The following is a 24,655-nucleotide window of genomic DNA, read 5'->3' as shown; positions in this document are numbered from 1 at the left end:
GGGAACCTTGCCCGTGCCGTTAAGAATTGGTTTTTGGCATGATCGACCAAACGAAAGGTCGCCCCATGTTATACAAAGCCGATATTCTTGCTATTTGCCCAGATGCCAAATCGGAAATTGTCGATGCGATAGTGCTTGAGGGTTACAAAGGTGCGTGGGAACGCTTTGGTGTAACAACGCCCGCGGCGCAGTCGAAATTTATGGGGCAGATTGTTCATGAAAGTGCAGACCTAAACCGGCTTGAAGAAAATTTGCGATATTCCGCAAAACGTTTGTGTCAAGTTTGGCCGAAGCGTTTTAAAAGTGAGGCCGCAGCAAAACCTTATTCGTTCAATCCCGAAGCTCTTGCCAACAAGGTCTATGGCGGCCGTCTTGGTAACAACCGAATTGGCGATGGTTATAGGTATCGTGGTCGTGGTTTGAAGCAAACAACTGGTAAATATAATTATGAGCAAGCAGGCAAACAGCTTGGGCTTGATTTGGTGGCAGAACCCGACTTGCTTTTACGTCCTGATATTGGGTTTTTATCAGGCCTTGCATTCTGGAAAGAATTTATCGGAGCTAAAGGCGAGACGGCCAGCGTCAAGGAAATTACCAAGATTGTCAATGGCGGTTATAACGGATTGAGTGCACGTGAAAGTGCCACTGACCGTGCTGAGGATGTTCTTGAATATGGCACCCATGAACGTGAAATATTGACAGAAACCGCGCTTGATTTTCTTGACACCAGCCGCCTTTCCATTCGTGATATGGAGGCGGGTAGTAAAGGCAATGATGTGCGCTTGCTTCAAGCCCAGCTTGTTGAGCTAGGTAATACAATAAGTATTGACGGTGATTTTGGTGTAAATACTACAAAAGCAATTAAACGCTTTCAGGAACAAAACGAACTTAAAACTGATGGCGTTTATGGTGGCAAAACTCGAAGTACTTTGCAATTAGCTTTGCAAACAAAGAGAATTGCCGCCGACCCCACAATTAGCAAAGAATTTGAACTACCCGAACAGCCGCAGCCTTTGCCGGATTTTCCGTTTGAATCGGCCATGACCTTGGCGGCCAATATTGTCACTGCCCAATATGGCGATGTGATGGGTATGAATAGTGTTTCGTTATCAAGTGAAGATGTTGCCAAGATTGCAAGGATCAAGCGCATGGCAACCGTGCTTTGGGGACAAATCAAAGACCTTGGCGATAGCCGCGAAACAGCGGTCGCGCTGACTGAACTAGAGACAGCAATCATGTGGGCAACAAAATCAGTTGCCCGTCAATCCGAAAAACATGGAGCTTAATATGCGTTTTTTCATTTGCCTTTTGGTTTTGCTGTTTCCAGCCGCAGCCTTTGCAGCCGACACGACCTTATCGCTGGCACCGATAACCAATACATTGATTGACTATGCCGCCGTTGCCGCTGTCGGCGTCATTGGCTGGACACTGACCCGTGTGACCAACGGCTTGCGAAAATGGCTCGGTATTCGAGTTGATGACAGCCAACGGGCAGTTGTCATGGGTGCAGTTGAGCGCGGGGTAAATTATGCCTTTGACAATTTACGCGAACATATCCGTGTGCGCGGAGCGGCAACGCTTGACGTACGTTCTGTTCTAATCAAGGCCGGTCTTTCTTATGTACAAAGTCGCGTACCGGATGCCCTAGCGCATTTTAAACTAAGGCCGGTCGATGTTAGCGATATGCTGGCGGCCAAGTTGCAGGAAAAGGGAATGCCTGATGACATTGCCGATCTTATTAAAACCAGTCTAGGGCGGTGATTGATGGCACCGTCTGAATTCCAGATGTGGCTTTCAATTTGTGCCATGGCTGTCAGCCTTGGCACAGTCATTTACAATGCTTTGACGTCTGGAAGCCGCAAGAATGAAAAAGAAATCCGTCAAATTCTTGACGACCAAAGTAATCTGTCGAAGCGCATTGACCGGCTTGAAAATACAGTCAAGGCCTTGCCTGATGCCGCCGCCGTTCATCGGATGGAATTGGCTTTAACGGAGTTGCGCGGTGATATGCGTGTACTGACAACAAGTGTCGAACCCATGAAAGGGCTGATTGGCCATATCAATGAGTTGCTGATTGAGAACGCGAAAGGAAAGCCATGAGCCTCGATTTTTCAAAACTGGAAATAAAGGTGGCAGAGGATGCCCGTTTGACAATCTTGCGGGCTTTGGCAACGGCACCCGGTAACGAAATGAATGAAACATTGCTGCATGATGTTTTAGATCATTTTGGTCATAATCGTACCCGTGAATGGGTGCGTCAACAGATGCGCAAGCTGTCTGATGTGGGCGGTATTGTTTTGGAAGAAGCGGGAAACATTCTTGTTGCCACACTGACCCGTGCCGGTCTCGATCATATAGAGCGCAAAGCGTTTCTTGAGGGCGTCAAAATTCCGCGTCCGGAGTTTTGAACCATGGCCCATGATGATGCCACCAAGCGCGAAGCCCGCAACCTCTTTGTCCATAAGCGTTTGGCCTTGACCAATATTGCCGCGCTGACCGGCGTTTCTCTGCCTACCATCAACCGTTGGAAGCGTGAAGCCAAAGAGGCGGGTGACGATTGGGACAAGGTGCGTGCCAATGCGCTTGTTACTGGTGACGGTTATGCGGTTTTGATTGCTGCAAGTCTGGAAGAATTTGCACTGCAATTCCAAAGCACGATGGAAGCCTTGAAAGATGACCGCAATTTATCGGCCGGTGAGCGTGTTAAATTGATGGCCACTCTTTCAGATGCTTTCAACAAAACGGTTGCAGCCGCCAGTCGCAGCGCGCCGAAACTGTCCGAGTTGGGTGTTGCCTATGATGTTTTAAAACGTTTGGCAGAATTTGTTGCGCGTGAATATCCCGAACAGGCCGATGTCATTCTTGAAATGCTGGGGCCGTTTGGCGATCATTTAGCTGAGGTCTATGATGGCCGATAATCTTTTGCCAAGCAGCACACGCAAACTAAGTGTTAAAAACTTCAAAGAAGAATTGGCGAAGCTTGCCGATGAGATGCGCGCTCACATTGAAGCAAGCGTGTCGGGTTTTGACCCGGATGAACAGGCCAAGGCGCAGCGCATAAAAAGAGTGTTAGATCTGAACACAGGTTTTCAATTTTTTGCAGAAACCTATTTCCCCCATTATCTGACCAAAGAACCCAGTCTCTTGCATGAGGAAATTTTCAAGCTGGTACCGCAAGTGGCACAGCAAACAAAGGGTGCAAAAGAACTGTTAATCGCCCCGCGTGGCTCGGCCAAATCAACATTGATCTCGATGGCAGGGCCGATCTGGTTGGCATTGGTTGGACTGACCCACTATACGATCATTGCAATGGATGCCTATGCGCAGGCCGCGCTTGCGTTGGAAGCAATCAAGGCTGAACTTGAAGAAAACCCGCGCCTTGCCTATGACTTTCCCGAATTTGTCGGCAAGGGGCGTAAATGGGCCGAAGGTGAAGTGACTTTGCGCAATGGCGTGCGTATGGAATCTGTTGGTGCGGGCATGAAATTGCGCGGCCGCCGCCATGGCGCAAAACGTCCTGACTTTGTTGTGCTTGATGATATTGAAAATGACGAGAATGTGCGCTCACCCGAACAGCGCGACAAATTGGAACAATGGATTTTAAAGGCTGTCTCGAAACTGGGGCAGGCTGACGGCTCTATGAAGCTGTTTTATATCGGCACCGTTTTGCATCATGATGCTGTCATTATCCGTATGTCTAAAAAACCCGGTTGGCATGTCACGCGCTTTAAAGCTGTCATGCAGATGCCGGATGATATGGCGCTTTGGGATATGTGGGAAGAAGTCTTTCGCAATGAAAACCAAGATGCTGCCCATAGTTTTTATTTGAAGCACAAGGCTGCAATGGACGAAGGCGCGGTTTTAAACTGGCCCGCCATGCAGTCGCTTGAGCAGTTGATGATGCAACGTGCCGAAAGCCGCCTCGCCTTTGCCAGTGAACAACAAGGCGAGCCGGTGAGCGAAAACGCGCCATTCAAGGATTTAACCTATTGGGCACATTTGCCCGAGGGTCTTCTCTATTTTGGCGCAGTTGACCCAAGCCTTGGCAAAGCGGGTAAAAGTCGTGACCCGTCGGCCATTTTGATTGGTGCGCTAGACCGCTCTGGCCGTTCGCCGAAACTCTATCTTGTCGAAGCATCTATCAAGAAGCGTTTGCCAAGCCTTATCATTGCCGATGTAATACGGTTTCAAAAACAATATAAATGCCAGCTTTGGTTTTTCGAGACCGTGCAGTTTCAGGAATTTTTCAGAACGGTGACAATGGAACAGGGCCTTGCAGAAGGCGTCTATATTTCAGCCATTGCAATCAATCACACAAGCGACAAGAAAATGCGCATTGAAAGTCTGGAGCCTGCCATAACAAACGGTTCTATTCTTTTCCATTCCAGCCAGACGACAATGCTTGAACAATTGACCCATTGGCCGGATGCCGATCATGATGACGGCCCGGATGCTTTGGAGATGCTTTTTAAAGAGGCAATTGGCCGTGGTGCCGCTACTGATCTTGATGACATTCATGTTGCTGCAAAAGGCCATTATAACGATCTGACGAAAGGGTGGCGCCTATGACAAAGCGCAAGAATAAAAGACAGGCCACAGCCAGTCAGCAAATAACATTGAGCAAAGAAACCATGCAGCTTATTGCAACAGTTTCCAATGATGTGACAGTGCCGAACTATACGACTGTTTTGCGCCCGCAAGATGAAACATTGATTGCAAAAGGTGGCGGTAAAGGTATTCGGCTTTATGAGGAAGTTGAACGCGACGGACACGCCAAGTCGGTTCTGGAAAAGCGGATTGCAAAAGTTATATCACGTGAATGGGTGGTAATGCCTGCCGAGGATGATGATTCACAGGCACAAGAGGCGGCTGATCTGGTTGAATATGCTTTGAAGCGGTTTTCTTTTGACCGTGCTTGCAAGGATGCGTTAAGCGGTACTTTGTTCGGTTATAGCGTCGGCGAGATTGTCTGGCATGTTCAAAACGGTTTAATTTTGCCGCAGACAATCAAGAAACAAAGGCAGGCGCGTTTCGCCTTTGATCGTGATTGGAAATTGCGGCTTTTGACACCCGAAGCCCCTTTTGACGGCATAGAGCTTCCTGAACGCAAATTCATTGTTTATCGCCATGATGATGACGGTTCCGATCCCTATGGCCGCGGCCTTGGTCGCATATTGTTCTGGAACGTTCTTTTCAAGCGTGAAGGCGTTGGGCTTTGGGCGCATTTTCTTGAAAAATTTGCCGCCCCTACACCGATTGGAAAATATCCTTATGGCACACCACCGAACGAGGTCAACCGACTAATGACATTGTTGGCTGATATGGTGCAGGCCGGTGTCATTGTTGTGCCAATCGGTACCGAAGTTGACTTTATGGAGGTCAATAAAAGCGATACGGCCTCTTATGAAAAATGGTGCCGGTTCTGGAATGAGGAAACAAGCGTCACAGTGCTTGGAGAAACCTTATCCACCGCGCTTGATGGTGCGGGCAGCCGTGCAGCCGTTGAGGGGCATATGGAAGTGTCTGACGGTGTGGCTGATAGTGATGCCGATGCGCTTTGTGAGACTTTGAACGCTACAATTGTTAAATGGATTATTGACTATAATTTGCCCGGCGCACCCTATCCGACTGTTTGGCGGCCGCGTACTAAAAACGAGGCGGCAATCGAAGAATTGAAAAAGAAGCGCGCTGAACGTCAAAAGACCGAGATGGATAATTTGCAAGCAGCTAAACAAGCGGGCTTTGTTCCGGCTGACGGCATGGCAAAAACCTATAGCGAGATTTTCGACAGGGAAATGATTGCAATTCCTTTTTCTTCAAACAATAACGGTCAAACGGACACAAGCTTTGCCGCGCCGGACACGTCAGATCATACTCATGACGATCATGGTTTGATTGCGCTGGTTGACCAAGTAGAAGAAGCCGCACAACCGATTTTTGACGGCTGGATTGATCTGATAAAGGCTGAGCTTAAAAAGTCGGTTGCAAAGGGCGAAGATCTAGCGGTGTTTGCGCAACGGCTTTTAACACTTTACCCAGAACTTGAATTGACGCCTTTTGCCGACGTGCTTGGTCAAGCCATGCTTGCAGCCGATGCAACAGGCCGCGCAGATGTGTTAGAAGAAAGCGCAGACGAATGAGTTTTCTAACACCCTTCAAAGAGGCCATTGACTATATCAGGCAGAAAGTACGCCAGCCGACAAAGCATTGGCGTGATCTGGACGGCCGCGCTCATGACCGGGCTTTTGCGATAGCCGGTGCCACCAAGGACGCTTTTCTGGTCGATATGCACAATGCGATTATGGAAGCGGCGGCTAATGGTATGCGTGGCGAGGAGTTTTATAAGCGTTTTGAGGAATATGTTTCCAAACACGGATGGACGGGTTGGAAGGGCGAAAACACACCGGCCGGTCGCGCTTGGCGCGCGCGAATTATTTACGAGACCAATATGCGCGCCGCCTATGCCGCTGGACGCTGGAAGCAAATGACTGACCCTAAAATGGTCAAGGTGCGGCCATATTGGCAATATAAGCACGCCTTTATCCGTACACCGAAAACCCCGCGCTATGACCATCAACAAATGGACGGTATTGTGCTGGACTGGAATAATCCGATCTGGCGGGTGATCTATCCACCCAATGGCTGGGGCTGTACTTGCGGCGTCCAGCCGCTTTCACGCCGCCAGCTTGAACGCTTGGGCAAGACGGGGCCAGATGAAACGCCGGTCTTGACCTATCGTAAGATCAAGGAGCCGCGCACCGGCGAAATTATAGAAGTGCCGGAAGGAATCGGTTTTGGCTGGAATCATGCACCCGGTGCCGATTGGGCAGATGGTCTTGTACCGCCTGATCTGCAATTACCCCTGCCACTGCAAAGTGATATTCCGGCTGGTCAAAGAGGCTTGCCGATACCTGATAATCTTGTTCCTTTATCATCCTATGCCAGGCCAACCAATATCAAGCCGCTAAAGCCCGACCAGTCACCGGAATATTATGTCGATACCATCTTGCAACAATTCGGTGCAAAGCGCGGCCCCGATGGTGCAAGATTGATAAGGGACAAGTCCGGCCACTTTGCGATCATTTCCGATTCATTGTTCAAAGATCATGAAGGCAATTGGAAAGTTTTTAAAGCGGACAGGGCGACAGAATACGCGCAAGCAATTGAGGCTTTGACTGACCCCGATGAAATTTGGGTGAATTGGGATAGACATTTGCAAACCGGCGCAGTCACTATGCGCAAACGCTATTTGCGTTATAATGCCGGACAACAATCATTGGCTGTTTTTGAATGGGGCAATGATGGCTGGAACGGAACGACGCTTTTTGTTGCTTCAAGCAGCGACACAAAAAAACGCGACAAATATATAGAGAAACAACGCAGCGGCAACTTGCTATGGCGGCGTAAATAAAAAGGCTGGCCCGTGACTGCCAGCCTTGGCGTCTTGATCTTGGACGGTCGTGTCACGCGACCAAAGCAATCAGGACACAAACTCAATATAAGACATATAAGGGCAAAAATCAAATGTCTGTCACGATTAAAATGGTTCTTGATGAAGATGAACAACAACGCGTCGAGCGCGTGATTGAACATTTACTTGAACGAGCCCAGGACAAACAGGGCGCTTTGCAAAATATTGGTGAAGCACTATTGCAAACAACACTTGAGCGTTTCCATACACAGACAGACCCGCAGGGTAATAAATGGCAGCCATTAAGTGAACTCACAAAAAAACTGCGTGGTTCGGCCGGGCCAATATTGAACCGCACCGGCCGGTTGAAAGGTTCCATTGCCTATCAGGTCAATGGCGATGTTTTACAATTGGGGCCGAATACGGTTGATGCTGCCGTCCACCAATTCGGTGCAACCATTGTGCCTAAAGATAAAAAGGCCTTGCGTATTCCGATGGGAAGCAAGACAATCTTTGCAAAAAGTGCAAAGATTCCCGCCCGTCCCTATATCGGCTTTGGTGTAAAAGACGAACAGGCGGCCATGGATGCGCTGGAAGACTGGTTTGATGCGGAGAATACAAAATGACACATGTTGGTTTTAAAACAATTATTCAGCGCGCTATCAGATCACCATTGAAAGATTTACCTGAGGCAGGAGACCCAGAAATCAGGGGGCTTTTTGTATCTTGGGTTAAGGAGGTATTCAACTTTATCATAGCCGTTCTTCAAGCGACGATTTTTCTGGGTGCATTGCAGTATGCTAGAAACATTCATTCGAGTTTTCTTTTAGGAACTATTTTTTGGGCGCTTTTCATCGCTCTGTGGTTTTATATGTTTGTAATGATATGGCATTTTTTATATGTTATTCGTGATTCAATCAGCCCTAGGCTTTATCCTTCAGATAAGTTTCTTGCTTTCGGCGGTTTTATTGCGTTTATTTTAGGGGGTGCCTTACCATATGGTTTAATCTATGCCGTCAATGAATTTATTCATGTTGGTTTTCAAATAAATTAAAATGCCAAATTTGCCCGCTAGTGCGTTTCTTGACCTTTTGCCGCACAATCTCACTGGTTACACTGTTAAAGCGCCTCTATGCGCGTTAGATAGGCGTTAGATTCGATTGTAAAAATAAATCTTTGGCGCGGTTGACGTCAAACTGCTTATAATGGCATAAACCCGACAATATCTCCCCATCTAAAAATTTAAAAAAAAATGCACAACACGGGAACCTTGCCCGTGCCGGTCGATATGCGTTGTCGCTAATCTAGCCGCATGAAGAAAGATGCACACACGATTGATATTGAGGTTTTCCGTCCTGGCTCTTTTAGGCCATTAGGTGGAAATGCCCCTCTTGTTTTTGCAAAAGAGACTTTGCGCGACATAGCGCAAATCTATGATGCCGACTTTGCCGACGCACCAATTGTTGTTGGCCACCCCCGCACCGATGATCCGGCCAAGGGCTGGGTGCAATCGCTTGAGTTTAACGAGCAGACCAATCGTCTTGTTGCCAAGGTTGGTGATCTTGATGCCGCCTTTGCCGATGATGTGAAATCAAAACGCTACAAAAAAATATCCGTGCGCCTCTTTACGCCGGAGCATCCCGCAAACCCAAAACCCGGACACTACTATCTAAGACATGTGGGCTTTTTGGGTGCAGCGTCCCCGGCGGTTACGGGCTTGCAGTCTGTCAGCTTTGCCGGGGACGACGACCAATCAATCACTTTGGAAACAATGGATTTTGCAGATATGCCACAAGAAAACCAATCTTTACGTGCCCGCTTTATGGCGTGGCTTTCCGATAAATTCGGGGCTGATGAAGCAAAGTCGCTCATGAGCGATGAAGAAGCCGACAAGCTTTTTGGCGAAGAACTCGACAGCGATGTGAAAACAGAAAAACCAGCTGCCACGATTGCACCGGAAGAAAAACCGGATGCCACGGAAAAGACAGATGAAGCACCGAACGGTGCTGATGACGGGGAAGACGCGAAGAAGAAAAAGCCTGATGCCTCTTTTGCTGTTCTTGAGAAAGAAAAAGAACTGGCAAAGCGTGAGTCATACATTCGTGAGCGCGAGCGTGCAATGGCGCATGATGCCAATGTCAGTTTTGCTGATAGTCTTGTCAAGGAAGGTAAGTGGCTGCCGGTGTCACAACAGGCACTTGTCGGCATTCTTGACGCAATTGATATTGATGCCGCCTCTATCAGCTTTTCAGATGGAAGCGATCCGGCCAAAGCCTTGCGTGAAGCACTCAAGAAACAGCCGCCTATCGTCGCGTTGGGCGACTCCGTTTTAAAAGATAATGGCGAAGATAAAAGCGTCAGTTTTGCCGCGCCGGATGGTTATAGCGTTGATCCAGAACGCCTTGACCTTCATGCAAAGGCAATGGCGCGGATGCGTGCCAATCCCAATCTCACCTACATTGAAGCCGCCGCAGCCATTGAGCGCGGTGAATAAAGGAGACATCAACATGTTGAAATCTACTATCGCCGTTTTGACTTATACCATTGCCGCCGCCGCCGACATACAAGAGGGGCAACTTGTCAACTTTGCCGATGCGCCCGCCAAAAGCGCAGACGAGGTGCAGGGCGTGGCAATGCACGATGCGAAGAAGGGTGAAGCCTTGCGCATTACCGCTGCCGGTTTGGTCGATCTTGTTGCCGGTGCCACTATTGCCAAGGGGCAAAAGCTTGCCGCCAATGACATGGCAAAGCCCGTTGCTATGGCCGCCGGTGCCGCCAGTTTTGGCATAGCGCTGAATGACGCCGCTGTTGATGGCCGAGTAAGTGTTCTTATCCGTTAATTTATTAAATCCAATTTGAAAGGTCTTTTTTATGGGACAGATGACAAGCCGACAGGCACAGGCAATTGATCCGATCTTGAGCAATCATGCGCGGGGCTATACAAACGATGAGTTTATCGGCACGCAGCTTTTGCCCTATGTCGATATTGCCAACCGCTCTATGAAGGTAATACGTTTCGGCAAGGATTCGTTTCGCCGTTACATTGACACGCGTCGCGCCCCCGGCTCACAAACACGCCGTATCCAATTCGGCTATGAAAGCGATCCGGTTTCTTTGCGTCAGGAATCGCTTGAGGCACAAGTGCCGTATGAGTTGCAGGATGTTGCGGGCAAGGTGCCGGGCATTGATCTTGCCAAAACGTCGATTGAAGGTGTGCAGGATATTATCGGTCTTGGTCGCGAGGTTGAGATTGCAAATATGGTGCGCAATCCGGCCAATTATAAAACAAACAACCAGACAGCTTTTACCGGTTCCGATAAATGGAGTGACTCGGCGTCAAAGCCCAAGGATGACATTAAGGAAGCCAAGGAAGCGGTGCGCCGTATGATTGGCCGCTATCCGAATATGCTAGTCTTGGGACCATCGGCTTTTAATGCTTTGGACGGCCACCCCGCTATTGCTGAAAAATTCAAGTACACCTCGAGCGACAGCATTACCGCTGAAATGCTTGCAAAGTATTTTAATGTTGAAAAGGTTTTAATCGGTAAGGCCGTGGCACTGGATGAAAATGCAAGTGATGACGATGCAGCCAATGACGTCTGGGGCAACGATGCGGTGTTGGCCTATGTGCCAAAAGGTACGAATTACATGGTGCCGTCATTCGGTTACACATACCGCTTACAGGGCTACCCGATTGTCGAGCAGCCTTATGAGGAACGCCAGACAAAAAGCTGGATTTATCCGACCACGGAAGAATACCGCCCTTATATCACCGGCGCGGAAGGCGGCTTTTTGTTCAAAGACGTTGCGGAGGGCTAATCATGGCACGGCAATCAAGAAGGAATACCGCTAGAGCCGCAGGCGTTGAGGGTGAAATCTCAACAGACACAGACACAACCGAAGGAACCGGTGTGCCTGCCACCGTTCTTTCACCCGATGCGGCGGACGGCGCTGCCGACCCGTCCGCAACCGGTGACACTGGCACAGCACAGAAACCGGACGAACCGCAACAGCCCGACAGTCAAAGCGGTGGCACGGATGAAGGGGCGGACAAGGATGTCGATCCAGTCGATCTATCCGGCAAAGCGGTTGGCACTGTTGAATATACGGTTTTGATTCCGCTCAAATATGAGGGAAAGCGCCGCGTTGTTGGTGATGTTATTGCCCTTGATCTGGAAGAGGACGAAATCGAAATGCTTATCGGTCTTGGTTTTATCAAGGAAGCTTAAACAACATGGTTGCTCGCACGAAATATCTGGCCGCGCAGGAATTTGTCACCCGTTTGGGTGATACCGAAGCTGATGGCCTATTGGGACAAGGTGGACGTGATAATCGCACACTTGATCTTGACCGTGCGGCAACCGTTTTGCTGGCCGCTGACAATCTGATTGATGGCTATGTAAGCGCCCGTTACAAGCAGGGCTTTGCCAAAATTCCAGACTTGTTGAAAGACATTGCTTTTGATGTGGCACGTTACAAATTGCGCGGCCAAGGCGGGCAGTCAAGCAGTATGGCCGAGGTTGTGCGCCAGCGTTACGAGGATGCGATTGCACAGCTTAAAGACATAAGCAATGGTCGCATTACATTGGATTCAAATGGTGATGGCGCACAGCCTGAACCGGACACCCATGCACAAACGGTTAAGGGCTATATGCCTGAAAGTCGCATCAACAAAGCATTGGAGGGTTGGTCATGAGCAAACCCGATATGCTGACGCGCATCGAGGACGCCATTATTGAAACCTTGCGGTCGCAGTTGCCACAAGAATTGAACCGCGTTGAAAGTTTTGATGAGACCTTTGAGGATTATGATTTTCCGCAGGGTGATGGCGGCGCGGTGTTTACGCTTTATGCCGGTTCAAATTATGAAAGCGGCGATGACAAACCGACAACGGCCTATGCACCGCGGCGCACATTGCGCTGGCAGGTTTTTATTCTTGTCCGTTCATTGAATGGCAAGAATGGCGGTCTTATCGGCGCGCATGAAGCGGTCGAAGCGGTACGCAAGGCCTTGCAAGGTCAAAGCGTTGTCGGTGCCACACCGTTTCAAATTCTATCCGACAAGCTGGATGCCCGTATTGAAAGCGGCTGGCGCTGGGTGATGGAGTTTTCCCACCATATCCCATCAATTGCCGACTTGCGGCGCGACACCGGCCACACCCCATACCCGACCGATCAAGGTAACAAACCAATAGGAGAGTTTTAAATGGCTCGTTTCATTTACAAAGGGCCGTTTCAGGCCCGTACCATCAAGGACGGTGACAAGACCGTTTTTGACGGCAACCTTGCCCCCGGCAAAAACTATGATCTGCCCGCTGAACACCCTGAAATCAATGCGCTGATTGTCGGCGGTTTGATGGTTCCGGTACCCGAAGCAACCGCTGAGGACAAGAGCGGCGAGACCACCGACAAAGCCAAAACCAAGAAAAAGGAATCCTGATATGCCTGAGAATTTTCATCACGGCCCCGAGGTTATTGAGCGCCGCGAAGGCGCGGGCATTGTGCGCGAGGTCAAGTCGGCGGTCACTATGATCGTTGGTACCGCACCGATTCAAGAAATCTATGATGATGCTGACAAGCGCAAGGCGGCCATCAATAAGCGCATTGTCATCCGCAAGCCGGAAGATGCAGCCCAATTGCTGGGGCCGCAGATTGGCGGTGGCTATTCTATTCCCGAAGCCATTAAGGCCATGTTCAACAAGGCACAGGACGGCCAAGGCGGCGGCACAATCATTGCTGTCAATGTCTTTGACCCGGACAAGCATAAGGACGAAAACGGCAATCCTGATCCGACCATGGTAACGGCGGCCGATATTAACGGCACGATTGATGCGGCCGGTAATGCGTCCGGTTTTCAATTGGCTTATGGTGCCTATAATGAACTAGGCTATTTCCCGAAAATCCTGATTGCACCGCGCTATTCAACACATGTCGGTGTACGCACCGAAATGGATGTCATTTCTAACAAACTTCATGCAGTCAATATTTCCGATCTGCCTGCCGGTATGACCATTCAACAGGCCATTGCTGCCCGTGGCAAAGGTGGCGAATATAATACCGCGTCCGAACGCGCAATATTGATGTACCCACAGGTCAAAGCCTATGACCCGGTTGTCGATGATGTGGTCAATCAGCCCTATAGCCAGCATATGGCGGGCGTGATCATCGCGACCGATCTGGCACATGGCTATCACCATTCACCGTCCAATGAAGCGATGACGGATGTTGTCGGCATTGAGCGTGATATTTCCTATCATCCCGGCGATTATCAGTCGGACACCAATGCGCTCAATGGTGTTGGCATTGTGACGGCGATGAATATGTTTGCCAACGGCTATAGGACATGGGGCAACCGTTCGGCGGCTTTCCCGTCCGATATTACCCCGCGTTGTTTTATCCATGCCCGCCGCACCGCCGATATGGTTCACGAAGCTATGCTTTATTATATGCAACAGCGCATTGATAGCATTGCGACGCCTGCCAATCTGGAATGGGTTGAGGCCGATGTGAGCGCCTTTTTGCGCAAGAAAGAAGGGGAAGGCGCACTCTATTCGGGCAGCCGGTTCTATTTTGACCGTACCAAGACAACCAGCCGCGATGTGGCGGACGGCCATTTCTATTATCATCTTGATATTCAGCCCGTCTCTGTGATGGAGCGCCTGACGGTTGATAGCTATCTCGATATTTCAATCGCTCGCAATGCCCTTGGCTTGGCCGCATAATTAAGGAGATATGAAAATGAATCCTATTCAAATAGGCCAAATCACCGATGCTGATGTCTATATGGAAGGCAACCGTTTTGTCGGCCGTGTTGAGACATTCAAAATTGGCAAGGTTGCCGCCAAGAATGTTGATCATGAAAATCTCGGCATGATCGGTGCCGCCAGCCTGCCGAGCCGTGCGTTAGAAGCTTTGAATGCAACGGTCAATTTTAAACATCTTGATCCTGATGTTGACCGTGTGATCTTGAACCCGACCAAGGCGATCTCATGGCAACTTCATAGCTATGTAGATATTTTTGGCGCCGATGGGCTGGATGAGGAAAAAAGCCACAAGCTGATAACCACCGTCAAGACGCTTTGCCGCGATACCGGCGATTTGGAATATAAGCTTGGCGAACCGACCCAACGTGAAGTTGAAATGACCATTCTGTCATTGGTTGCCAAGCGGTCGAAATTTTCAGACCCCGACCTCGAATATGATCTGTTCAACGGCATTTATCGGATTGCAGGCAAGGATGTCTGGCCGAGATAATCTTGTTTTGCGCTCACGGGCGCAGCCCTCCGCGAGGGCGGCCAAACGTGGCCGACGCCCAGTCGGGCTTGCGAACCAAAGGTTCGTGAAAAGAAATTAAAGCGCCGCAGCCCCCGCAGGGCGCTTTAAAGGGTGGGGCAGTCCCCCGCTGTCTCGATCTGCCCCACCCGCATATTGAATTGCCAAAAGAGACAGCAACCTAATTTATAACCAAAGGAGACAGCCATGAGCGAAGCTTTAGAAAACGACATAACCAAGGCCACAAAAAGTGAAATTAAGAACAAGCCGGAATTTACAACACGTCTTGTCACTTTGCCAAAATCAAAAATCAAAGTTTCTATTCCAGACGATTGGCATATCAGCGATACACAGGCCGCACAGCGCCTTTCAAAAGGTGAACCCGGCCGTTTGCAGTTGGTGCTTATCCAGCGTGTTTGCCGTTTTAACGGTGAACAATGGACATTGACGCAGATAGAGGACGAGATCAAAGGCAAAGACTGGATGTTTTTGCTGGGCGAATTTTATGGCGATGATGGTGACGAGGAAGAATCGGGAAAGGCATAATCCCACACCCGCTAGATATTGAGTGGATGTTGCAGCGGGGGTGGGATTTTCAGACATTGATGGATATGCCCTCGCGCATTTTAAAATATTGGCTCGATACGGCCGTTCAATCGGCTAAGCAAGAAAAAGCCGCAATGGAAAGGGCTTCAAAAGGGAAAGGATAAAATAGATGAAATTTTCCCTTGTTATTGAAGCCATCCGGCACCCTGATAAGCATCTTTTGAATGCTTATCAGAAAGGTTTGCCGGACAATAAAAAATCAATGGCCAAGGGATTATTGTCATGAAATTTTCTTTGACGATTGAAGCCATTGATAAGGCGTCCAAAGCCATTGCGGGCGTGGCAAAAGCCACCAAAAGCGCCAATGATGCAAGCATTAAAGGTGCAGACAAAGCGGCAAAAGCGACGGAAAAGGTTGCCAAAGCGCAAAGCCAAAATGCACAGGCGGCCGCCAAGGCCGCGCAAGCCACCAAACAGGCAGCACAGGCCAGCAAGGCCAGCACAGACAATTCAATTAAACAGACGGCCGCTTTGGAAAAAGAGGCACGCGCTTGGGCCAACCTTCAGCGCAAGCGCATTGACTGGTCGTCAAAAAAGGTTGCAAACGGCGTTGAAAATATGGCCCTTGGCGGCATGGGGGTCATGAAATATGGGGCCAAGCTTGCCGGTGGTGCTTTGGCCTTAGGCGGCACGGCTTTTGGTCTGGGGCTGGCAGGTTCAAAAAAAGCCCGTGAATATCAGCAATTGCAAATCCAGATGCAAGGTGTCACCGCCTCGGCCGAAGAAGCGGCCAAGGCGATGAAATGGGTTGAAAAGGCCAATATGCCGGGGCAAGGCGTTGGCGCTCTGGCACAAGCTTTTATTCAAGTCAAATCAGCCGGTATTGACCCGACCAAGGGCGCATTGCAAGGCCTTGCCGATATGGCGGCTGGCAGCAACAAAGGTATGGAACAGGCAACAAAAGCCTATACCAATGCTTTAAAAGGTGAGCTGGGTGGCTTGAAAGAATTTGGCATAGAGGCCAAGAAAAACGGCAAATATATTGAATATATGTATGCCGGAAAAGATGGCCGAATGAAATATTATCGTGCCAAGGATGGTGATCGCAGTGCAAATGCTGCCGCCATGCAAAAAGCCATGGAAGCTCGTTTTGGCGGTTCAAGCAATGCCTTTGGCAAAACTTGGGACGGCATGGTCTGGAAGCTTTGGAACACGTGGGACAACGTCCAGCTTAAAATCATGAATGCCGGTGTATTCGATTTTCTGACCGGCAAGCTTGATCTGGTTGTCGGGCTGATTGATCAATGGGCGGCCGATGGCTCGTTGGATAAATGGTGTAAACAGATCTCGGATGGTCTTATTCAAGCCATGACCATCGGCTGGGCGGTGGCTGAAAAATTATGGACGGCCGGTGAAAAAATCTTTCATTTCCTTGACGGTATTTCCGGCTATGTTGGCGGCTGGGAAAATCTGGCGATGATCCTGATTGCTTTGCCGGTTGCACCGTCCCTTTTCAAAATGGCAACAGGCTTTTTTCAGGTGGCACAGGGTCTTGGCGGGCTGTTGCGTTTTGGTGGTTCGGCCCTTGGCATGTTTGCCAAAATAAACGGCTTTTCAAAAATTGGCGCGGTGTTGCGCTTGTTGGTTGCCCCTCTTGGCCTTGTAACCAAGGGTTTTATCAGTATGGGTATTGCCTTCATGACAACGCCCATCGGTTGGGTGGTGGCAGGCATTGCAGCCATTGCTGGCGGTGCCTATCTCGTTTATCGCAATTGGGACAAGATCGGCCCATGGTTCAAAAATATATGGGCCAAGACGAAACAGATTTTTTCCAATTTTTGGAAATGGGTCAAGAGCCTTTTCACATGGGACAATGTGCTGACGGTTCTGGATTGGGCAAGTTATCTATCGCCGTTGCGTTGGGCTAAATATATTTTTGATTGGGCATGGGATAACGTCCTGACCAAGGTTGATTGGAATTTTTGGCTAAACCCTTTCAAATGGGCCGAAATGATACCGGGCTTTCCGGGATGGGATGCAATTTTGCAATCTGGTTTTGTTCAAGGTGTTTTGGATAAAATTGTTGGGATTTTTGAAGGGGCCAAAAACAAGATTGGTAAAGTCTTTGAAACAATCGGCAAAGCATGGTCGTGGGTTAAAGGTCTGTTCTCTGGCGGTGAAGATGTGGCGGCTGTCAATATTGTAGCACAAGACCCCGCCGCCATTGCCGCGGCGACAGCGGAGGTAGACAAGCTGACGGCCAAGCTGGAAGCTTTGGCAGGTATTGAATTTTCCGGTGTGAATAGCGGATTGGCCGGTCTGCAAAGCAAAACAGCCGAAACAATCGCCAAAGCGGGCGGCATTGCACAGGCTTTTGACAGCGCGATCAATACGGCACGCAGTATTTTGTCACGTACAAGTTTTGAAAGCCACGGCGCTGCCCTGATGCGCACTTTTGCGCAAGGTATTCGCAACGGTGCCGGTGCCGCCATTGCCGCAACAAATGAAGTCGTCGGGCAGATTCGCGATTATCTGCCGCATAGCCCCGCCAAGGTTGGGCCGTTATCTGATCTTGATAGAGTCCGTTTTTCTGAAACCTTGGCCACCGCGATGCGTCCGGCACCGGCGGTCAAAGCCGCCGAACGGGTGGCGGCTGGCGTGCGCAATACATTGTCTGGTCTTGGTGGAACAAGAATAAGCAGCCCATTAAGTGCTGGTTTGCCTGCTGGTCATAACAATGGCGGCAATGGCGGCGGTTCTGTTGTGCTGAACTTTTCGCCGCAAATCAGCATTCAAGGCGATGCTGACCGCTCCATGATTGATAAGGTCATGCGTGAAACCTTGGCACAGCTTGAAGGCAAACTGCCGAAGCTGATGGATAAGGTTGCGAGTGCCAAAGCACGTAAGGAGTATTAACAATGCTTTTGTCTTACCTTGGTTCAATTGCTTTGGGCACATTCGGCCCCAATGATTATTTGACCGGCCCGACCGCCGACAAGGAGCGTTTCCGCAATACATGGGCGCGCCATGATGTGATACGGGGCAAGCCGGTCTTGCAGGAAATTGGGCGGGAACTGGACGAGCGCACATTCGATTTTTTCTTTGACGAAACTTTTTGCAATCCGACCGTTCAATGGGCGCGGCTTTGGACGGCCTATCAGATGAAAACGCCAATGCCGTTTCTGACACAAACAGGCTTTAACGGCGTGCGCTATGTGGTTGAAAGTTTGGACAAGGACAATCTCAAAACAACCAAACGTGGCGGCACAGTGGTGCGGATGGATTGCACAATGACATTGATTGAAACCCCGCTGGTCAACCCGCTTGACGCTATTATGGGACAAATACGCAGCGGCGCAGGCTTGGGCGGAGCCGACAGCAAACCGGGAGCGAAAAAATGACCAAAGTTGTGCAGCCCTATATCGAGCATTTCACCAAAGACGGCGAGCGTTGGGACGCTTTGGCTTTTAGATATTATGAAGATGTGCGCCTGCAAAATATTTTGATTGCGGCCAATGCCGATCTTTTTCCCGCTTTTTCCGTGCCGGCTGTTTTGCCGGCCGGCCTTTTATTGAAAATTCCTTTGCGTGAGAAAAAAGCCACCGTATCGGATGCGCTCTTGCCATTTTGGAAAAAAGGGGAGTCAATATGAGCCCCAAAAAGTGGAAACCGGTTTTTGGACAAGGCGAAGGTGAAAAAAATATGAGCCCGCAAAAGTTGCAGACTTTTGCGACAAGGTGAAGGTGAAAAATTATGACACCACGCAAACCCGCCTTTGTTGTCAAATATCAGGGCATGGATGTCACCGCCGAGTTTGGCGGCTATACAACGGCTATCAGTTACACGGATAAACGCCATGGCGAAAGTGACGAATGCCAGCTTGATATGCACAATGCCACCGGCGAGTGGATGGGTATTTATGCGCCACAAGACGGCGACAAGATGCAGGTCTGGTATGGTTACAGCGATGAACTTGTTTTTGCCGGTGAGTTTACGATTGATGAATGGACAGTGACGGGTGACAGCGGCGGCGATAAAATCAGCATAAAGGGGCTGGCCGCGCCCAAGACGCAAGCCTTGCGCACCAAAAATACGACCGCTTTTGAAGAACAAAACTTATCGGAAATCGTCCAAAAGATTGCCGATAAACATGGGCTGCAAGTCGAGGGCGAGATTGAGGATATAAAATTCCAGCGCATTACCCAAAATGGCGAACGGGATCTGGAATTCTTGAAACGCCTGGCCGATGACTATGGCCATTATTTTACAGTCAAAGGCACAAAGCTTGTTTTTACCAGCCGCGACGGTTTGCGGGCGCGCGCACCGGTGCTTGTTTTTGACCGTATTGCCCAAAGCAAGCAGAACTTAAAAAGCTATGATCTTTCTTTTGCAGACCATAAGGCCGCCAAAAAGGCCGAGGTCAAATTTGACCACCCCCGCCGCAAGGCCCTTGTGGGGGCCGAAGCATCCAGCGCAGACGATCTGGGCGTGGTGACGTCAAGCGGTGATGTGATGAAGCTGAATGTGCGGGTGGAAGATGAAGGGCAGGCCAAGCGCATTGCAAAGAGCAGGCTAGACCAAAAGAATGCACAAAAAGTCACCGGCACGCTTGATCTTGTTGGCACCCCCACCGCCGTTGCTGGCAGTGTGATTGAGCTTAAAAACTTTGGTCTGTTTGACGGCCGCTATCTGATTGTTGAATCCGAACATAAGAGTGAGCGCTCAGGCTATTCAACCAGCATCCAGATTGAACGGGCGACCGACAAGAATGTGAAAGATGGCAAGGATATAAAGAAGAAGGCCAAAAAGAGCGGCAATAGTATGACTAATGATGCCGATTTTATGGGTGAAGTCCACGCTGATGGGAGTGTTACGCAATGAGCGGGCCGCGTCATGGCATTGTGCGTGAAGTTAACGACAAGGGACACGCGCGTGTTGAATTCCGCGCCGATGACAATGTTGTGTCTTATTGGTTGCAGCCGGTGCAGCCTTTGGCGTCGGGTGAGCAAAGCCGTTCTTATTGTATGCCGGAAGTTGGCAGCCAAGTGTCATGCTATGTCGATGAACATGCGCAAGAAGGTGTGATATTAGGCGCGGTCTATTCGGATATTGACCAACCACCGACCCAAAATCCGGCGCAGATTGTCAATGAATTGCGCGGCGGCCGCCGTGATGTTTATGACAAGGACACCGGTGTTTATGAATTGCAGCAAAAGGCCAAGCATGTCACGACCATTGGCAATTCGCGTTTTGAAGTCAATCCAGAATTTATCCTGGCAAAGGTCGGCGGCTCTTTTATTGAAATCACAGACGGGCAAATAACAATCAGTGCAGGCGGTGCATCTTATGTCATCGGTGCGGGAAAAATCCAATCTACCGGTGACATGAGCCATAAAGGCAATGCAAAATTTGAGGGCGGGGCTTTACGTCATAATGATAAGAATGTAGGGTCTGACCATCATCATGAGGGTGTGACGCCCGGCGGTGGCACAACTGGCAATCCTCTGCCATAATTTTGATCAACACGGGAACCTTGCCCGTGCCACGCTTTACGCGCACGCGATAAGCTTGCGATATGATTGAGCGTTCTGAAATTCCTTATATTCATTGGCAAAAGCGGCTTGTTGCTGCTGGCAGCGATATGTTGTCTGGCGCAATAGTCAGCGATTTTTCCGATATTGAGCAGGAAATGGCTATCATTGTCAGCACCATGATCGGCTCGGTGCCGACCAATCCGCTTAAAGGTTGCGACCTGATGCCGCTGATTGATATGCCAAGCGAAGAAGCGACGCCGTTAATTTGTCAAAAAATTTGGGATGCAATCACCGCTTGGGTGGTGCGTGTCGAGGTTGACGATATAATCGCAGCCGCCGTTGATATTCATCATTGGAAAGTTACCATTCCATGGCGGCCGCGCGGCGATGTGCTGGCACAATTCAAAAGCTTTGACTTGAATGTAAGATTGGCCGGAGGTTTTGCCTATGCGTCATGACCGTGAAGGGCCTTATAGCCTGCAAATCTTGGCGGCTTTGCCCAAGCCGTCAATTTATGAAACCGACCCGCTTAAAATCCGCGACCGCATGATCGCCGAGTTTGAAAAAACAACCGGCCGCAAGCTCTATGAAGGACAGGTTGAAATGTACCTGATCGAGACATGGGCTTATGGGTTTTCGCTGGCTTGCCAAGAAGCGCAGGCACAGGCCGAGGAATATCTTGTTGCCTTTGCCAGCGAGACCGGCCTTTCACAGCTTGCGGCCAATCGTTGGACGCCGCGTCTGCCAGCGGCAAAGGCCAGCGTTTTGTTGACCTTTTCGATAGCGCAACAGCGTAATCAGAATGTGCTTATTCCAGCCGCGACCCGCGTTAGGGGCGGCCAAGGCAATGACGTATTTCTAACGCAGACCGATGCCATTATCGAAGCCGGTCAATTGTCGATCGAGGTTTTGGCCTTGGCACAAGATGCCGGTGCGCGCGCCAATGATCTGACGGCTAACAGCATCACCACCTTTCTTGACCCGATTGGCGGCGTGACTGTCACCAACAAAGTTGCACCCGATGGTGGTGCCGATATTGAACCGCTGGACGCTTGGCGCTTGCGCATTGCCAACGCGCCAGAGCGTATCAGCCGCGCAGGCCCCGCCGATGCCTATCGTGAAACGGTGATGGGCGTATCGAGCCAGATTGTTGATTGCGCCGTGGTGCGGCCGCAGCCGTGCTATATCGACATTTATGTCTTGACCAATGAGGGCGATGCCGGAGCCGCTTTAAAACAACAGGTCTTTGCCGCGCTCGATCCCGAAACCATTCGGCCGCTTGGTGATGAAGTGACAATAAAAGAATGTGAGCCGGTAACATGCGCCCCGCATGTCGTCATTTATTGCCGCTCGGGTGCAGGCGTTATCGAGGCGCAAGCCAAGACGCTGGTTGCCAATGTCAAAGCCACATGGCGCGAAAGGCTGGGCGGCATTATCGCGCCGTCCGATCTGGCCGACCCGATCAAGCATGTTGCCGGTGTTCTCGATGTGGATGTGCAGAACCTTGCTTTTCAGCAATTGCGGGCTTGGCAATTTATGGCTGATGCTGATGTGACCATTGAAATGAGGCTGGCCGATGGCTGACCCCATTAAGACAAGACTTGACCCGAAAACCTTGCCGCCCGCGGTGCGTGATGCTTTTAACGTGCCATTGATGGAAGTATCGGCCGCGCTTTTGGATGATGTCGATTTTCGCCTGGTACTTGCCGAATTTATAGACACCGCACCCGCAGCCAGCCTGCCCGCCTTGACCCGTGAATTATCGCTTGAGGATTTGATCGAACCCGGTTTGACCGAAGACGTGCAGCGGCGCTTGTTGAAGCGTTGGTATGAATTGCACGAGGCAAAGGGCACCCTTTACGGTATACGCCTGGTGTTGTCTTTGTTGGGGATGCAAGTGCGTTGGACTCAGTGGTATGAGCGCCAGCCCAAAGGCCAGCCCGGCACGCACCGCGCCGTTATCTTTCCGCAGGAAGCCATTTTTGACGCGCAGGACGTTTTGCTTGACCCCAGAATGCAGAAAATTGCGCGGCGCGCTTTGCAGAACTATGCCCGTAAAAGCCAGTTTATCGAAATGTTTATAGGGCTTTCAAACCAGAACACTATTCATCCGGCGCTTGTCTCGCAGCGTTCTAGCAAAATCAGAATCAACGGCCCGCAATTGCGCGACCAGAAACATTCAATCCATTCTTATGCAGGCGGCGGCGCATATGCTTACAGGCGCGTGCGTGTCAATGCCAAAGGAGGTCTTTATGGCTGACAGCCAGAAATATTTTACGCTTTTGACGGACAAGGGCAAATATAAGATTGCCAAGGCGGCGGCCGACAAGGGAGAGGTCAAATTCAGTTACTTTGCAATTGGTGACGGCAACGGCCAAGAGGTGAACCCGACGCCCAACCAGACCGCGCTTGTGCATGAAGTCTGGCGCACACAATTGGACTCGGTCGAGATCGACCCGAAGAACCCGGCGGCCGTCATTATCAATGCCATCATCCCGCACAATGTCGGCGGCTGGTGGATGCGCGAATTCGGGCTTTTTGATATAGATGGCGATATGCTGGCCGTGGTCAAGCCAGCGCCATACTACAAGGCCACAAGTGCCGAGGGTCAGCTTGAAGATGTCTTCTATGAATTCCAACTAGTCATTGGCGAGCAGGCGCAAGTCGTTGTGCTAGTTGACCCGTCCATCCTTTGGGCGACGCGCGAATATGTCGAGACCCGCCGCATTCCAGCCGCGCAATTCATGAATACGCCTTGGCTGGCCGTCAAGGCCTTGGATGTTGTCACCCCGCCAACAAGCAACAATCAGGGCGACACTTATCTTGTGCCGCAGGGTGCCAAGGGCGACTGGAAAGACAAGACCGGCCAGCTTGCCGAATGGAATGGCAAAAAATGGAACTTCATGCAACCGCAAGACGGACATGGCATTGGTCTGCCGGAAGGCAAGGTTTTTATCCGTGTCAAAGGTGTCTATCAGCCATTTGATTTAGATAGTTCACGCGTCCCATTGGCGCAATTGAACCGCGCACCATTCGTGCCGGTGACGGCTAACGGCACAACCACACCGCCTACCAAACCGGCCATTGGCGATGCCTATATTATAGGCGCACAGGCAACCGGCGTATGGGCGGGATATGACGGACAGCTTGCAGAATGGACTGAAAAAGGCTGGATGTTTACCGCCACGCCAGACGGCCACGGCATCGGCTTGGCCGATAGTCAATTGCTGCAAAAAGTAGGTGGTCAATATCAACCGCAAATTGCGCTGGATAGCCAATCGGGTAAATGGCTTTACGCTGAAGCGGATGGCACGGCCAATGCGCTAACCGCCACATTGAACCCCGAGCCGCTGGCACTGACAGTCGGCATGACGGTTCATCTAAAGATTGCAACCAATAATACCGGAGCCGTTACTTTGAATGTTAATCGCCTTGGTGAAAGGAGTGTTTTCAATCAGCTTGGCAACCCTCTCATCCAAGGTGATCTTTTGGCCGACTCAATAACTTCTTTTGTTTTTGACGGTTTAAATTGGCGTGTTTTTGTTTCCAAAGCAGAGTTCGTGCAAAATTTTTTGCCGGGGGATAATGGATGGCAAATGTTACCAAGTGGTCTATTGATGCAATGGGGTAAGTTTAGCGGTTACACCAACCGTGCAGACTATAACGGTATTTGGGAAAGCTCCGCCGTCAAAATACAATGGCCGATCAGTTTTCCCAATAAATGTTTCGGGGTGGTTGGTGGCGCAAGCTCAGATGTTTTGGGCGGCGGACAGCAAGAACAAAGTTGGTTTATTGACACTGATTTAGTTGGTGGTGTTGCCCTTTTTGCATCTAAAACTAGAGGTGCCTATATGACAGGTGGTTATATAGTCATGGGATTTTGAGGAACATGA

At 50.1% G+C, this 24,655-nt stretch carries 29 protein-coding genes; all 29 read left to right on the top strand.

Features of this window, described 5'->3' with window-relative positions; translation table 11 throughout:
- Nucleotides 1-38: 38 nt before the first annotated feature.
- The 29 genes from ACYZ97_RS08040 to ACYZ97_RS07900 all read left to right on the top strand — a co-directional run bounded on the left by ACYZ97_RS08040 (nucleotide 39) and on the right by ACYZ97_RS07900 (nucleotide 24,646).
- On the top strand, nucleotides 39-1,286 hold the full coding sequence (locus ACYZ97_RS08040) for an Acb2/Tad1 domain-containing protein (RefSeq protein WP_473298023.1): 1,248 nt from the start codon (nucleotides 39-41) through the stop codon (nucleotides 1,284-1,286).
- Between the two features lies 1 nt (nucleotide 1,287).
- Nucleotides 1,288-1,761: a hypothetical protein gene (locus ACYZ97_RS08035; protein WP_473298022.1), complete on the top strand. Its 474-nt coding sequence runs from the start codon at nucleotides 1,288-1,290 to the stop codon at nucleotides 1,759-1,761.
- A 3-nt stretch (nucleotides 1,762-1,764) separates the two neighbouring features.
- Nucleotides 1,765-2,100, top strand: coding sequence for a DUF2730 family protein (locus tag ACYZ97_RS08030; RefSeq protein WP_473298021.1), 336 nt, complete (start codon nucleotides 1,765-1,767; stop codon nucleotides 2,098-2,100).
- Nucleotides 2,097-2,408 carry a VpaChn25_0724 family phage protein gene (locus ACYZ97_RS08025; RefSeq protein ID WP_473298019.1) on the top strand — a complete coding sequence of 104 codons (312 nt, stop codon included), beginning with the start codon at nucleotides 2,097-2,099 and terminating at the stop codon, nucleotides 2,406-2,408. Before ACYZ97_RS08030 ends, ACYZ97_RS08025 begins: the two co-directional genes overlap by 4 nt.
- Before the next feature lie 3 nt (nucleotides 2,409-2,411).
- On the top strand, nucleotides 2,412-2,918 hold the full coding sequence (locus ACYZ97_RS08020) for a DUF1804 family protein (protein WP_473298018.1): 507 nt from the start codon (nucleotides 2,412-2,414) through the stop codon (nucleotides 2,916-2,918).
- Nucleotides 2,905-4,569: a phage terminase large subunit gene (gene terL, locus ACYZ97_RS08015; RefSeq protein WP_473298016.1), complete on the top strand. Its 1,665-nt coding sequence runs from the start codon at nucleotides 2,905-2,907 to the stop codon at nucleotides 4,567-4,569. Before ACYZ97_RS08020 ends, terL begins: the two co-directional genes overlap by 14 nt.
- Complete coding sequence (locus tag ACYZ97_RS08010; protein ID WP_473298014.1) at nucleotides 4,566-6,140, top strand: DUF935 domain-containing protein; 1,575 nt, start codon at nucleotides 4,566-4,568, stop codon at nucleotides 6,138-6,140. Before terL ends, ACYZ97_RS08010 begins: the two co-directional genes overlap by 4 nt.
- A complete protein-coding gene (locus ACYZ97_RS08005; RefSeq protein ID WP_473298012.1) occupies nucleotides 6,137-7,411 on the top strand; it encodes a PBECR2 nuclease fold domain-containing protein in 1,275 nt (424 codons plus the stop codon). Before ACYZ97_RS08010 ends, ACYZ97_RS08005 begins: the two co-directional genes overlap by 4 nt.
- Before the next feature lie 113 nt (nucleotides 7,412-7,524).
- Nucleotides 7,525-8,037 (top strand): phage virion morphogenesis protein, encoded by a 513-nt coding sequence (locus tag ACYZ97_RS08000; RefSeq protein ID WP_473298010.1) that lies wholly within the window; start codon nucleotides 7,525-7,527, stop codon nucleotides 8,035-8,037.
- Nucleotides 8,034-8,465, top strand: coding sequence for a hypothetical protein (locus ACYZ97_RS07995; protein WP_473298008.1), 432 nt, complete (start codon nucleotides 8,034-8,036; stop codon nucleotides 8,463-8,465). Before ACYZ97_RS08000 ends, ACYZ97_RS07995 begins: the two co-directional genes overlap by 4 nt.
- Before the next feature lie 258 nt (nucleotides 8,466-8,723).
- Nucleotides 8,724-9,905, top strand: a complete 1,182-nt coding sequence (locus ACYZ97_RS07990; RefSeq protein ID WP_473298006.1) for a hypothetical protein — start codon at nucleotides 8,724-8,726, stop codon at nucleotides 9,903-9,905.
- A gap of 13 nt (nucleotides 9,906-9,918) precedes the next feature.
- The gene (locus ACYZ97_RS07985; protein ID WP_473298004.1) at nucleotides 9,919-10,251 is read left to right on the top strand and encodes a DUF2190 family protein; all 333 of its coding nucleotides are present in this window, start codon (nucleotides 9,919-9,921) and stop codon (nucleotides 10,249-10,251) included.
- 31 nt (nucleotides 10,252-10,282) lie between these two features.
- A complete protein-coding gene (locus tag ACYZ97_RS07980; RefSeq protein WP_473298002.1) occupies nucleotides 10,283-11,230 on the top strand; it encodes a major capsid protein in 948 nt (315 codons plus the stop codon).
- Nucleotides 11,231-11,232: 2 nt separating this feature from the next.
- The gene (locus ACYZ97_RS07975; RefSeq protein ID WP_473298000.1) at nucleotides 11,233-11,640 is read left to right on the top strand and encodes a hypothetical protein; all 408 of its coding nucleotides are present in this window, start codon (nucleotides 11,233-11,235) and stop codon (nucleotides 11,638-11,640) included.
- Between the two features lie 5 nt (nucleotides 11,641-11,645).
- Nucleotides 11,646-12,107, top strand: coding sequence for a phage protein Gp36 family protein (locus ACYZ97_RS07970; protein ID WP_473297998.1), 462 nt, complete (start codon nucleotides 11,646-11,648; stop codon nucleotides 12,105-12,107).
- The gene (locus ACYZ97_RS07965) at nucleotides 12,104-12,616 is read left to right on the top strand and encodes a Gp37 family protein (protein WP_473297997.1); all 513 of its coding nucleotides are present in this window, start codon (nucleotides 12,104-12,106) and stop codon (nucleotides 12,614-12,616) included. Before ACYZ97_RS07970 ends, ACYZ97_RS07965 begins: the two co-directional genes overlap by 4 nt.
- Complete coding sequence (locus tag ACYZ97_RS07960) at nucleotides 12,617-12,850, top strand: hypothetical protein (RefSeq protein WP_473297995.1); 234 nt, start codon at nucleotides 12,617-12,619, stop codon at nucleotides 12,848-12,850.
- A gap of 1 nt (nucleotide 12,851) precedes the next feature.
- Entirely contained in the window at nucleotides 12,852-14,132 is a 1,281-nt protein-coding gene (locus ACYZ97_RS07955) for a phage tail sheath family protein (protein ID WP_473297994.1), read from the top strand.
- A gap of 16 nt (nucleotides 14,133-14,148) precedes the next feature.
- Nucleotides 14,149-14,664, top strand: coding sequence for a phage major tail tube protein (locus ACYZ97_RS07950; protein ID WP_473297992.1), 516 nt, complete (start codon nucleotides 14,149-14,151; stop codon nucleotides 14,662-14,664).
- Nucleotides 14,665-14,889: 225 nt separating this feature from the next.
- The gene (locus tag ACYZ97_RS07945) at nucleotides 14,890-15,228 is read left to right on the top strand and encodes a hypothetical protein (RefSeq protein WP_473297990.1); all 339 of its coding nucleotides are present in this window, start codon (nucleotides 14,890-14,892) and stop codon (nucleotides 15,226-15,228) included.
- Nucleotides 15,229-15,510: 282 nt separating this feature from the next.
- Nucleotides 15,511-18,144, top strand: a complete 2,634-nt coding sequence (locus ACYZ97_RS07940; protein WP_473297988.1) for a hypothetical protein — start codon at nucleotides 15,511-15,513, stop codon at nucleotides 18,142-18,144.
- A gap of 2 nt (nucleotides 18,145-18,146) precedes the next feature.
- Nucleotides 18,147-18,629: a phage tail protein gene (locus ACYZ97_RS07935; protein WP_473297986.1), complete on the top strand. Its 483-nt coding sequence runs from the start codon at nucleotides 18,147-18,149 to the stop codon at nucleotides 18,627-18,629.
- The gene (locus tag ACYZ97_RS07930; protein ID WP_473297984.1) at nucleotides 18,626-18,880 is read left to right on the top strand and encodes a tail protein X; all 255 of its coding nucleotides are present in this window, start codon (nucleotides 18,626-18,628) and stop codon (nucleotides 18,878-18,880) included. Before ACYZ97_RS07935 ends, ACYZ97_RS07930 begins: the two co-directional genes overlap by 4 nt.
- A 101-nt stretch (nucleotides 18,881-18,981) precedes the next feature.
- Nucleotides 18,982-20,109, top strand: a complete 1,128-nt coding sequence (locus tag ACYZ97_RS07925) for a phage late control D family protein (RefSeq protein WP_473297982.1) — start codon at nucleotides 18,982-18,984, stop codon at nucleotides 20,107-20,109.
- Nucleotides 20,106-20,741 carry a phage baseplate assembly protein V gene (locus ACYZ97_RS07920; protein WP_473297980.1) on the top strand — a complete coding sequence of 212 codons (636 nt, stop codon included), beginning with the start codon at nucleotides 20,106-20,108 and terminating at the stop codon, nucleotides 20,739-20,741. The genes ACYZ97_RS07925 and ACYZ97_RS07920 overlap by 4 nt, the downstream gene beginning before the upstream one ends.
- 62 nt (nucleotides 20,742-20,803) lie before the next feature.
- The gene (locus tag ACYZ97_RS07915; RefSeq protein ID WP_473297978.1) at nucleotides 20,804-21,220 is read left to right on the top strand and encodes a phage baseplate protein; all 417 of its coding nucleotides are present in this window, start codon (nucleotides 20,804-20,806) and stop codon (nucleotides 21,218-21,220) included.
- Nucleotides 21,210-22,346, top strand: a complete 1,137-nt coding sequence (locus ACYZ97_RS07910) for a baseplate J/gp47 family protein (protein ID WP_473297976.1) — start codon at nucleotides 21,210-21,212, stop codon at nucleotides 22,344-22,346. Before ACYZ97_RS07915 ends, ACYZ97_RS07910 begins: the two co-directional genes overlap by 11 nt.
- Nucleotides 22,339-23,022, top strand: coding sequence for a phage tail protein I (locus tag ACYZ97_RS07905; RefSeq protein ID WP_473297974.1), 684 nt, complete (start codon nucleotides 22,339-22,341; stop codon nucleotides 23,020-23,022). The genes ACYZ97_RS07910 and ACYZ97_RS07905 overlap by 8 nt, the downstream gene beginning before the upstream one ends.
- On the top strand, nucleotides 23,015-24,646 hold the full coding sequence (locus tag ACYZ97_RS07900; protein WP_473297972.1) for a phage tail-collar fiber domain-containing protein: 1,632 nt from the start codon (nucleotides 23,015-23,017) through the stop codon (nucleotides 24,644-24,646). Before ACYZ97_RS07905 ends, ACYZ97_RS07900 begins: the two co-directional genes overlap by 8 nt.
- The last annotated feature ends 9 nt before the right edge of the window (nucleotides 24,647-24,655 follow it).

The organism is Bartonella sp. bp_1 (genome assembly GCF_055808085.1).
This window is presented reverse-complemented; position numbering and strand designations above follow the sequence as displayed.

What these genes read in the sequence shown, in the direction of transcription:
- ACYZ97_RS07920 (WP_473297980.1), top strand. Translation starts at nt 20,106, where the DNA reads ATGAGCGGGCCGCGTCATGGCATTGTGCGTGAAGTTAACGACAAGGGA.
- ACYZ97_RS07925 (WP_473297982.1), top strand. Translation starts at nt 18,982, where the DNA reads ATGACACCACGCAAACCCGCCTTTGTTGTCAAATATCAGGGCATGGAT.
- ACYZ97_RS07980 (WP_473298002.1), top strand. Translation starts at nt 10,283, where the DNA reads ATGGGACAGATGACAAGCCGACAGGCACAGGCAATTGATCCGATCTTG.
- ACYZ97_RS07945 (WP_473297990.1), top strand. Translation starts at nt 14,890, where the DNA reads ATGAGCGAAGCTTTAGAAAACGACATAACCAAGGCCACAAAAAGTGAA.
- ACYZ97_RS08000 (WP_473298010.1), top strand. Translation starts at nt 7,525, where the DNA reads ATGTCTGTCACGATTAAAATGGTTCTTGATGAAGATGAACAACAACGC.
- ACYZ97_RS07995 (WP_473298008.1), top strand. Translation starts at nt 8,034, where the DNA reads ATGACACATGTTGGTTTTAAAACAATTATTCAGCGCGCTATCAGATCA.
- ACYZ97_RS07990 (WP_473298006.1), top strand. Translation starts at nt 8,724, where the DNA reads ATGAAGAAAGATGCACACACGATTGATATTGAGGTTTTCCGTCCTGGC.
- ACYZ97_RS07930 (WP_473297984.1), top strand. Translation starts at nt 18,626, where the DNA reads ATGACCAAAGTTGTGCAGCCCTATATCGAGCATTTCACCAAAGACGGC.
- ACYZ97_RS07915 (WP_473297978.1), top strand. Translation starts at nt 20,804, where the DNA reads ATGATTGAGCGTTCTGAAATTCCTTATATTCATTGGCAAAAGCGGCTT.
- ACYZ97_RS08010 (WP_473298014.1), top strand. Translation starts at nt 4,566, where the DNA reads ATGACAAAGCGCAAGAATAAAAGACAGGCCACAGCCAGTCAGCAAATA.
- ACYZ97_RS07955 (WP_473297994.1), top strand. Translation starts at nt 12,852, where the DNA reads ATGCCTGAGAATTTTCATCACGGCCCCGAGGTTATTGAGCGCCGCGAA.
- ACYZ97_RS07985 (WP_473298004.1), top strand. Translation starts at nt 9,919, where the DNA reads ATGTTGAAATCTACTATCGCCGTTTTGACTTATACCATTGCCGCCGCC.
- ACYZ97_RS08030 (WP_473298021.1), top strand. Translation starts at nt 1,765, where the DNA reads ATGGCACCGTCTGAATTCCAGATGTGGCTTTCAATTTGTGCCATGGCT.
- ACYZ97_RS08005 (WP_473298012.1), top strand. Translation starts at nt 6,137, where the DNA reads ATGAGTTTTCTAACACCCTTCAAAGAGGCCATTGACTATATCAGGCAG.
- ACYZ97_RS07950 (WP_473297992.1), top strand. Translation starts at nt 14,149, where the DNA reads ATGAATCCTATTCAAATAGGCCAAATCACCGATGCTGATGTCTATATG.
- ACYZ97_RS07940 (WP_473297988.1), top strand. Translation starts at nt 15,511, where the DNA reads ATGAAATTTTCTTTGACGATTGAAGCCATTGATAAGGCGTCCAAAGCC.
- ACYZ97_RS07965 (WP_473297997.1), top strand. Translation starts at nt 12,104, where the DNA reads ATGAGCAAACCCGATATGCTGACGCGCATCGAGGACGCCATTATTGAA.
- ACYZ97_RS07910 (WP_473297976.1), top strand. Translation starts at nt 21,210, where the DNA reads ATGCGTCATGACCGTGAAGGGCCTTATAGCCTGCAAATCTTGGCGGCT.
- terL (WP_473298016.1), top strand. Translation starts at nt 2,905, where the DNA reads ATGATGGCCGATAATCTTTTGCCAAGCAGCACACGCAAACTAAGTGTT.
- ACYZ97_RS08040 (WP_473298023.1), top strand. Translation starts at nt 39, where the DNA reads ATGATCGACCAAACGAAAGGTCGCCCCATGTTATACAAAGCCGATATT.
- ACYZ97_RS07975 (WP_473298000.1), top strand. Translation starts at nt 11,233, where the DNA reads ATGGCACGGCAATCAAGAAGGAATACCGCTAGAGCCGCAGGCGTTGAG.
- ACYZ97_RS07900 (WP_473297972.1), top strand. Translation starts at nt 23,015, where the DNA reads ATGGCTGACAGCCAGAAATATTTTACGCTTTTGACGGACAAGGGCAAA.
- ACYZ97_RS07935 (WP_473297986.1), top strand. Translation starts at nt 18,147, where the DNA reads ATGCTTTTGTCTTACCTTGGTTCAATTGCTTTGGGCACATTCGGCCCC.
- ACYZ97_RS07905 (WP_473297974.1), top strand. Translation starts at nt 22,339, where the DNA reads ATGGCTGACCCCATTAAGACAAGACTTGACCCGAAAACCTTGCCGCCC.
- ACYZ97_RS08035 (WP_473298022.1), top strand. Translation starts at nt 1,288, where the DNA reads ATGCGTTTTTTCATTTGCCTTTTGGTTTTGCTGTTTCCAGCCGCAGCC.
- ACYZ97_RS08020 (WP_473298018.1), top strand. Translation starts at nt 2,412, where the DNA reads ATGGCCCATGATGATGCCACCAAGCGCGAAGCCCGCAACCTCTTTGTC.
- ACYZ97_RS07960 (WP_473297995.1), top strand. Translation starts at nt 12,617, where the DNA reads ATGGCTCGTTTCATTTACAAAGGGCCGTTTCAGGCCCGTACCATCAAG.
- ACYZ97_RS07970 (WP_473297998.1), top strand. Translation starts at nt 11,646, where the DNA reads ATGGTTGCTCGCACGAAATATCTGGCCGCGCAGGAATTTGTCACCCGT.
- ACYZ97_RS08025 (WP_473298019.1), top strand. Translation starts at nt 2,097, where the DNA reads ATGAGCCTCGATTTTTCAAAACTGGAAATAAAGGTGGCAGAGGATGCC.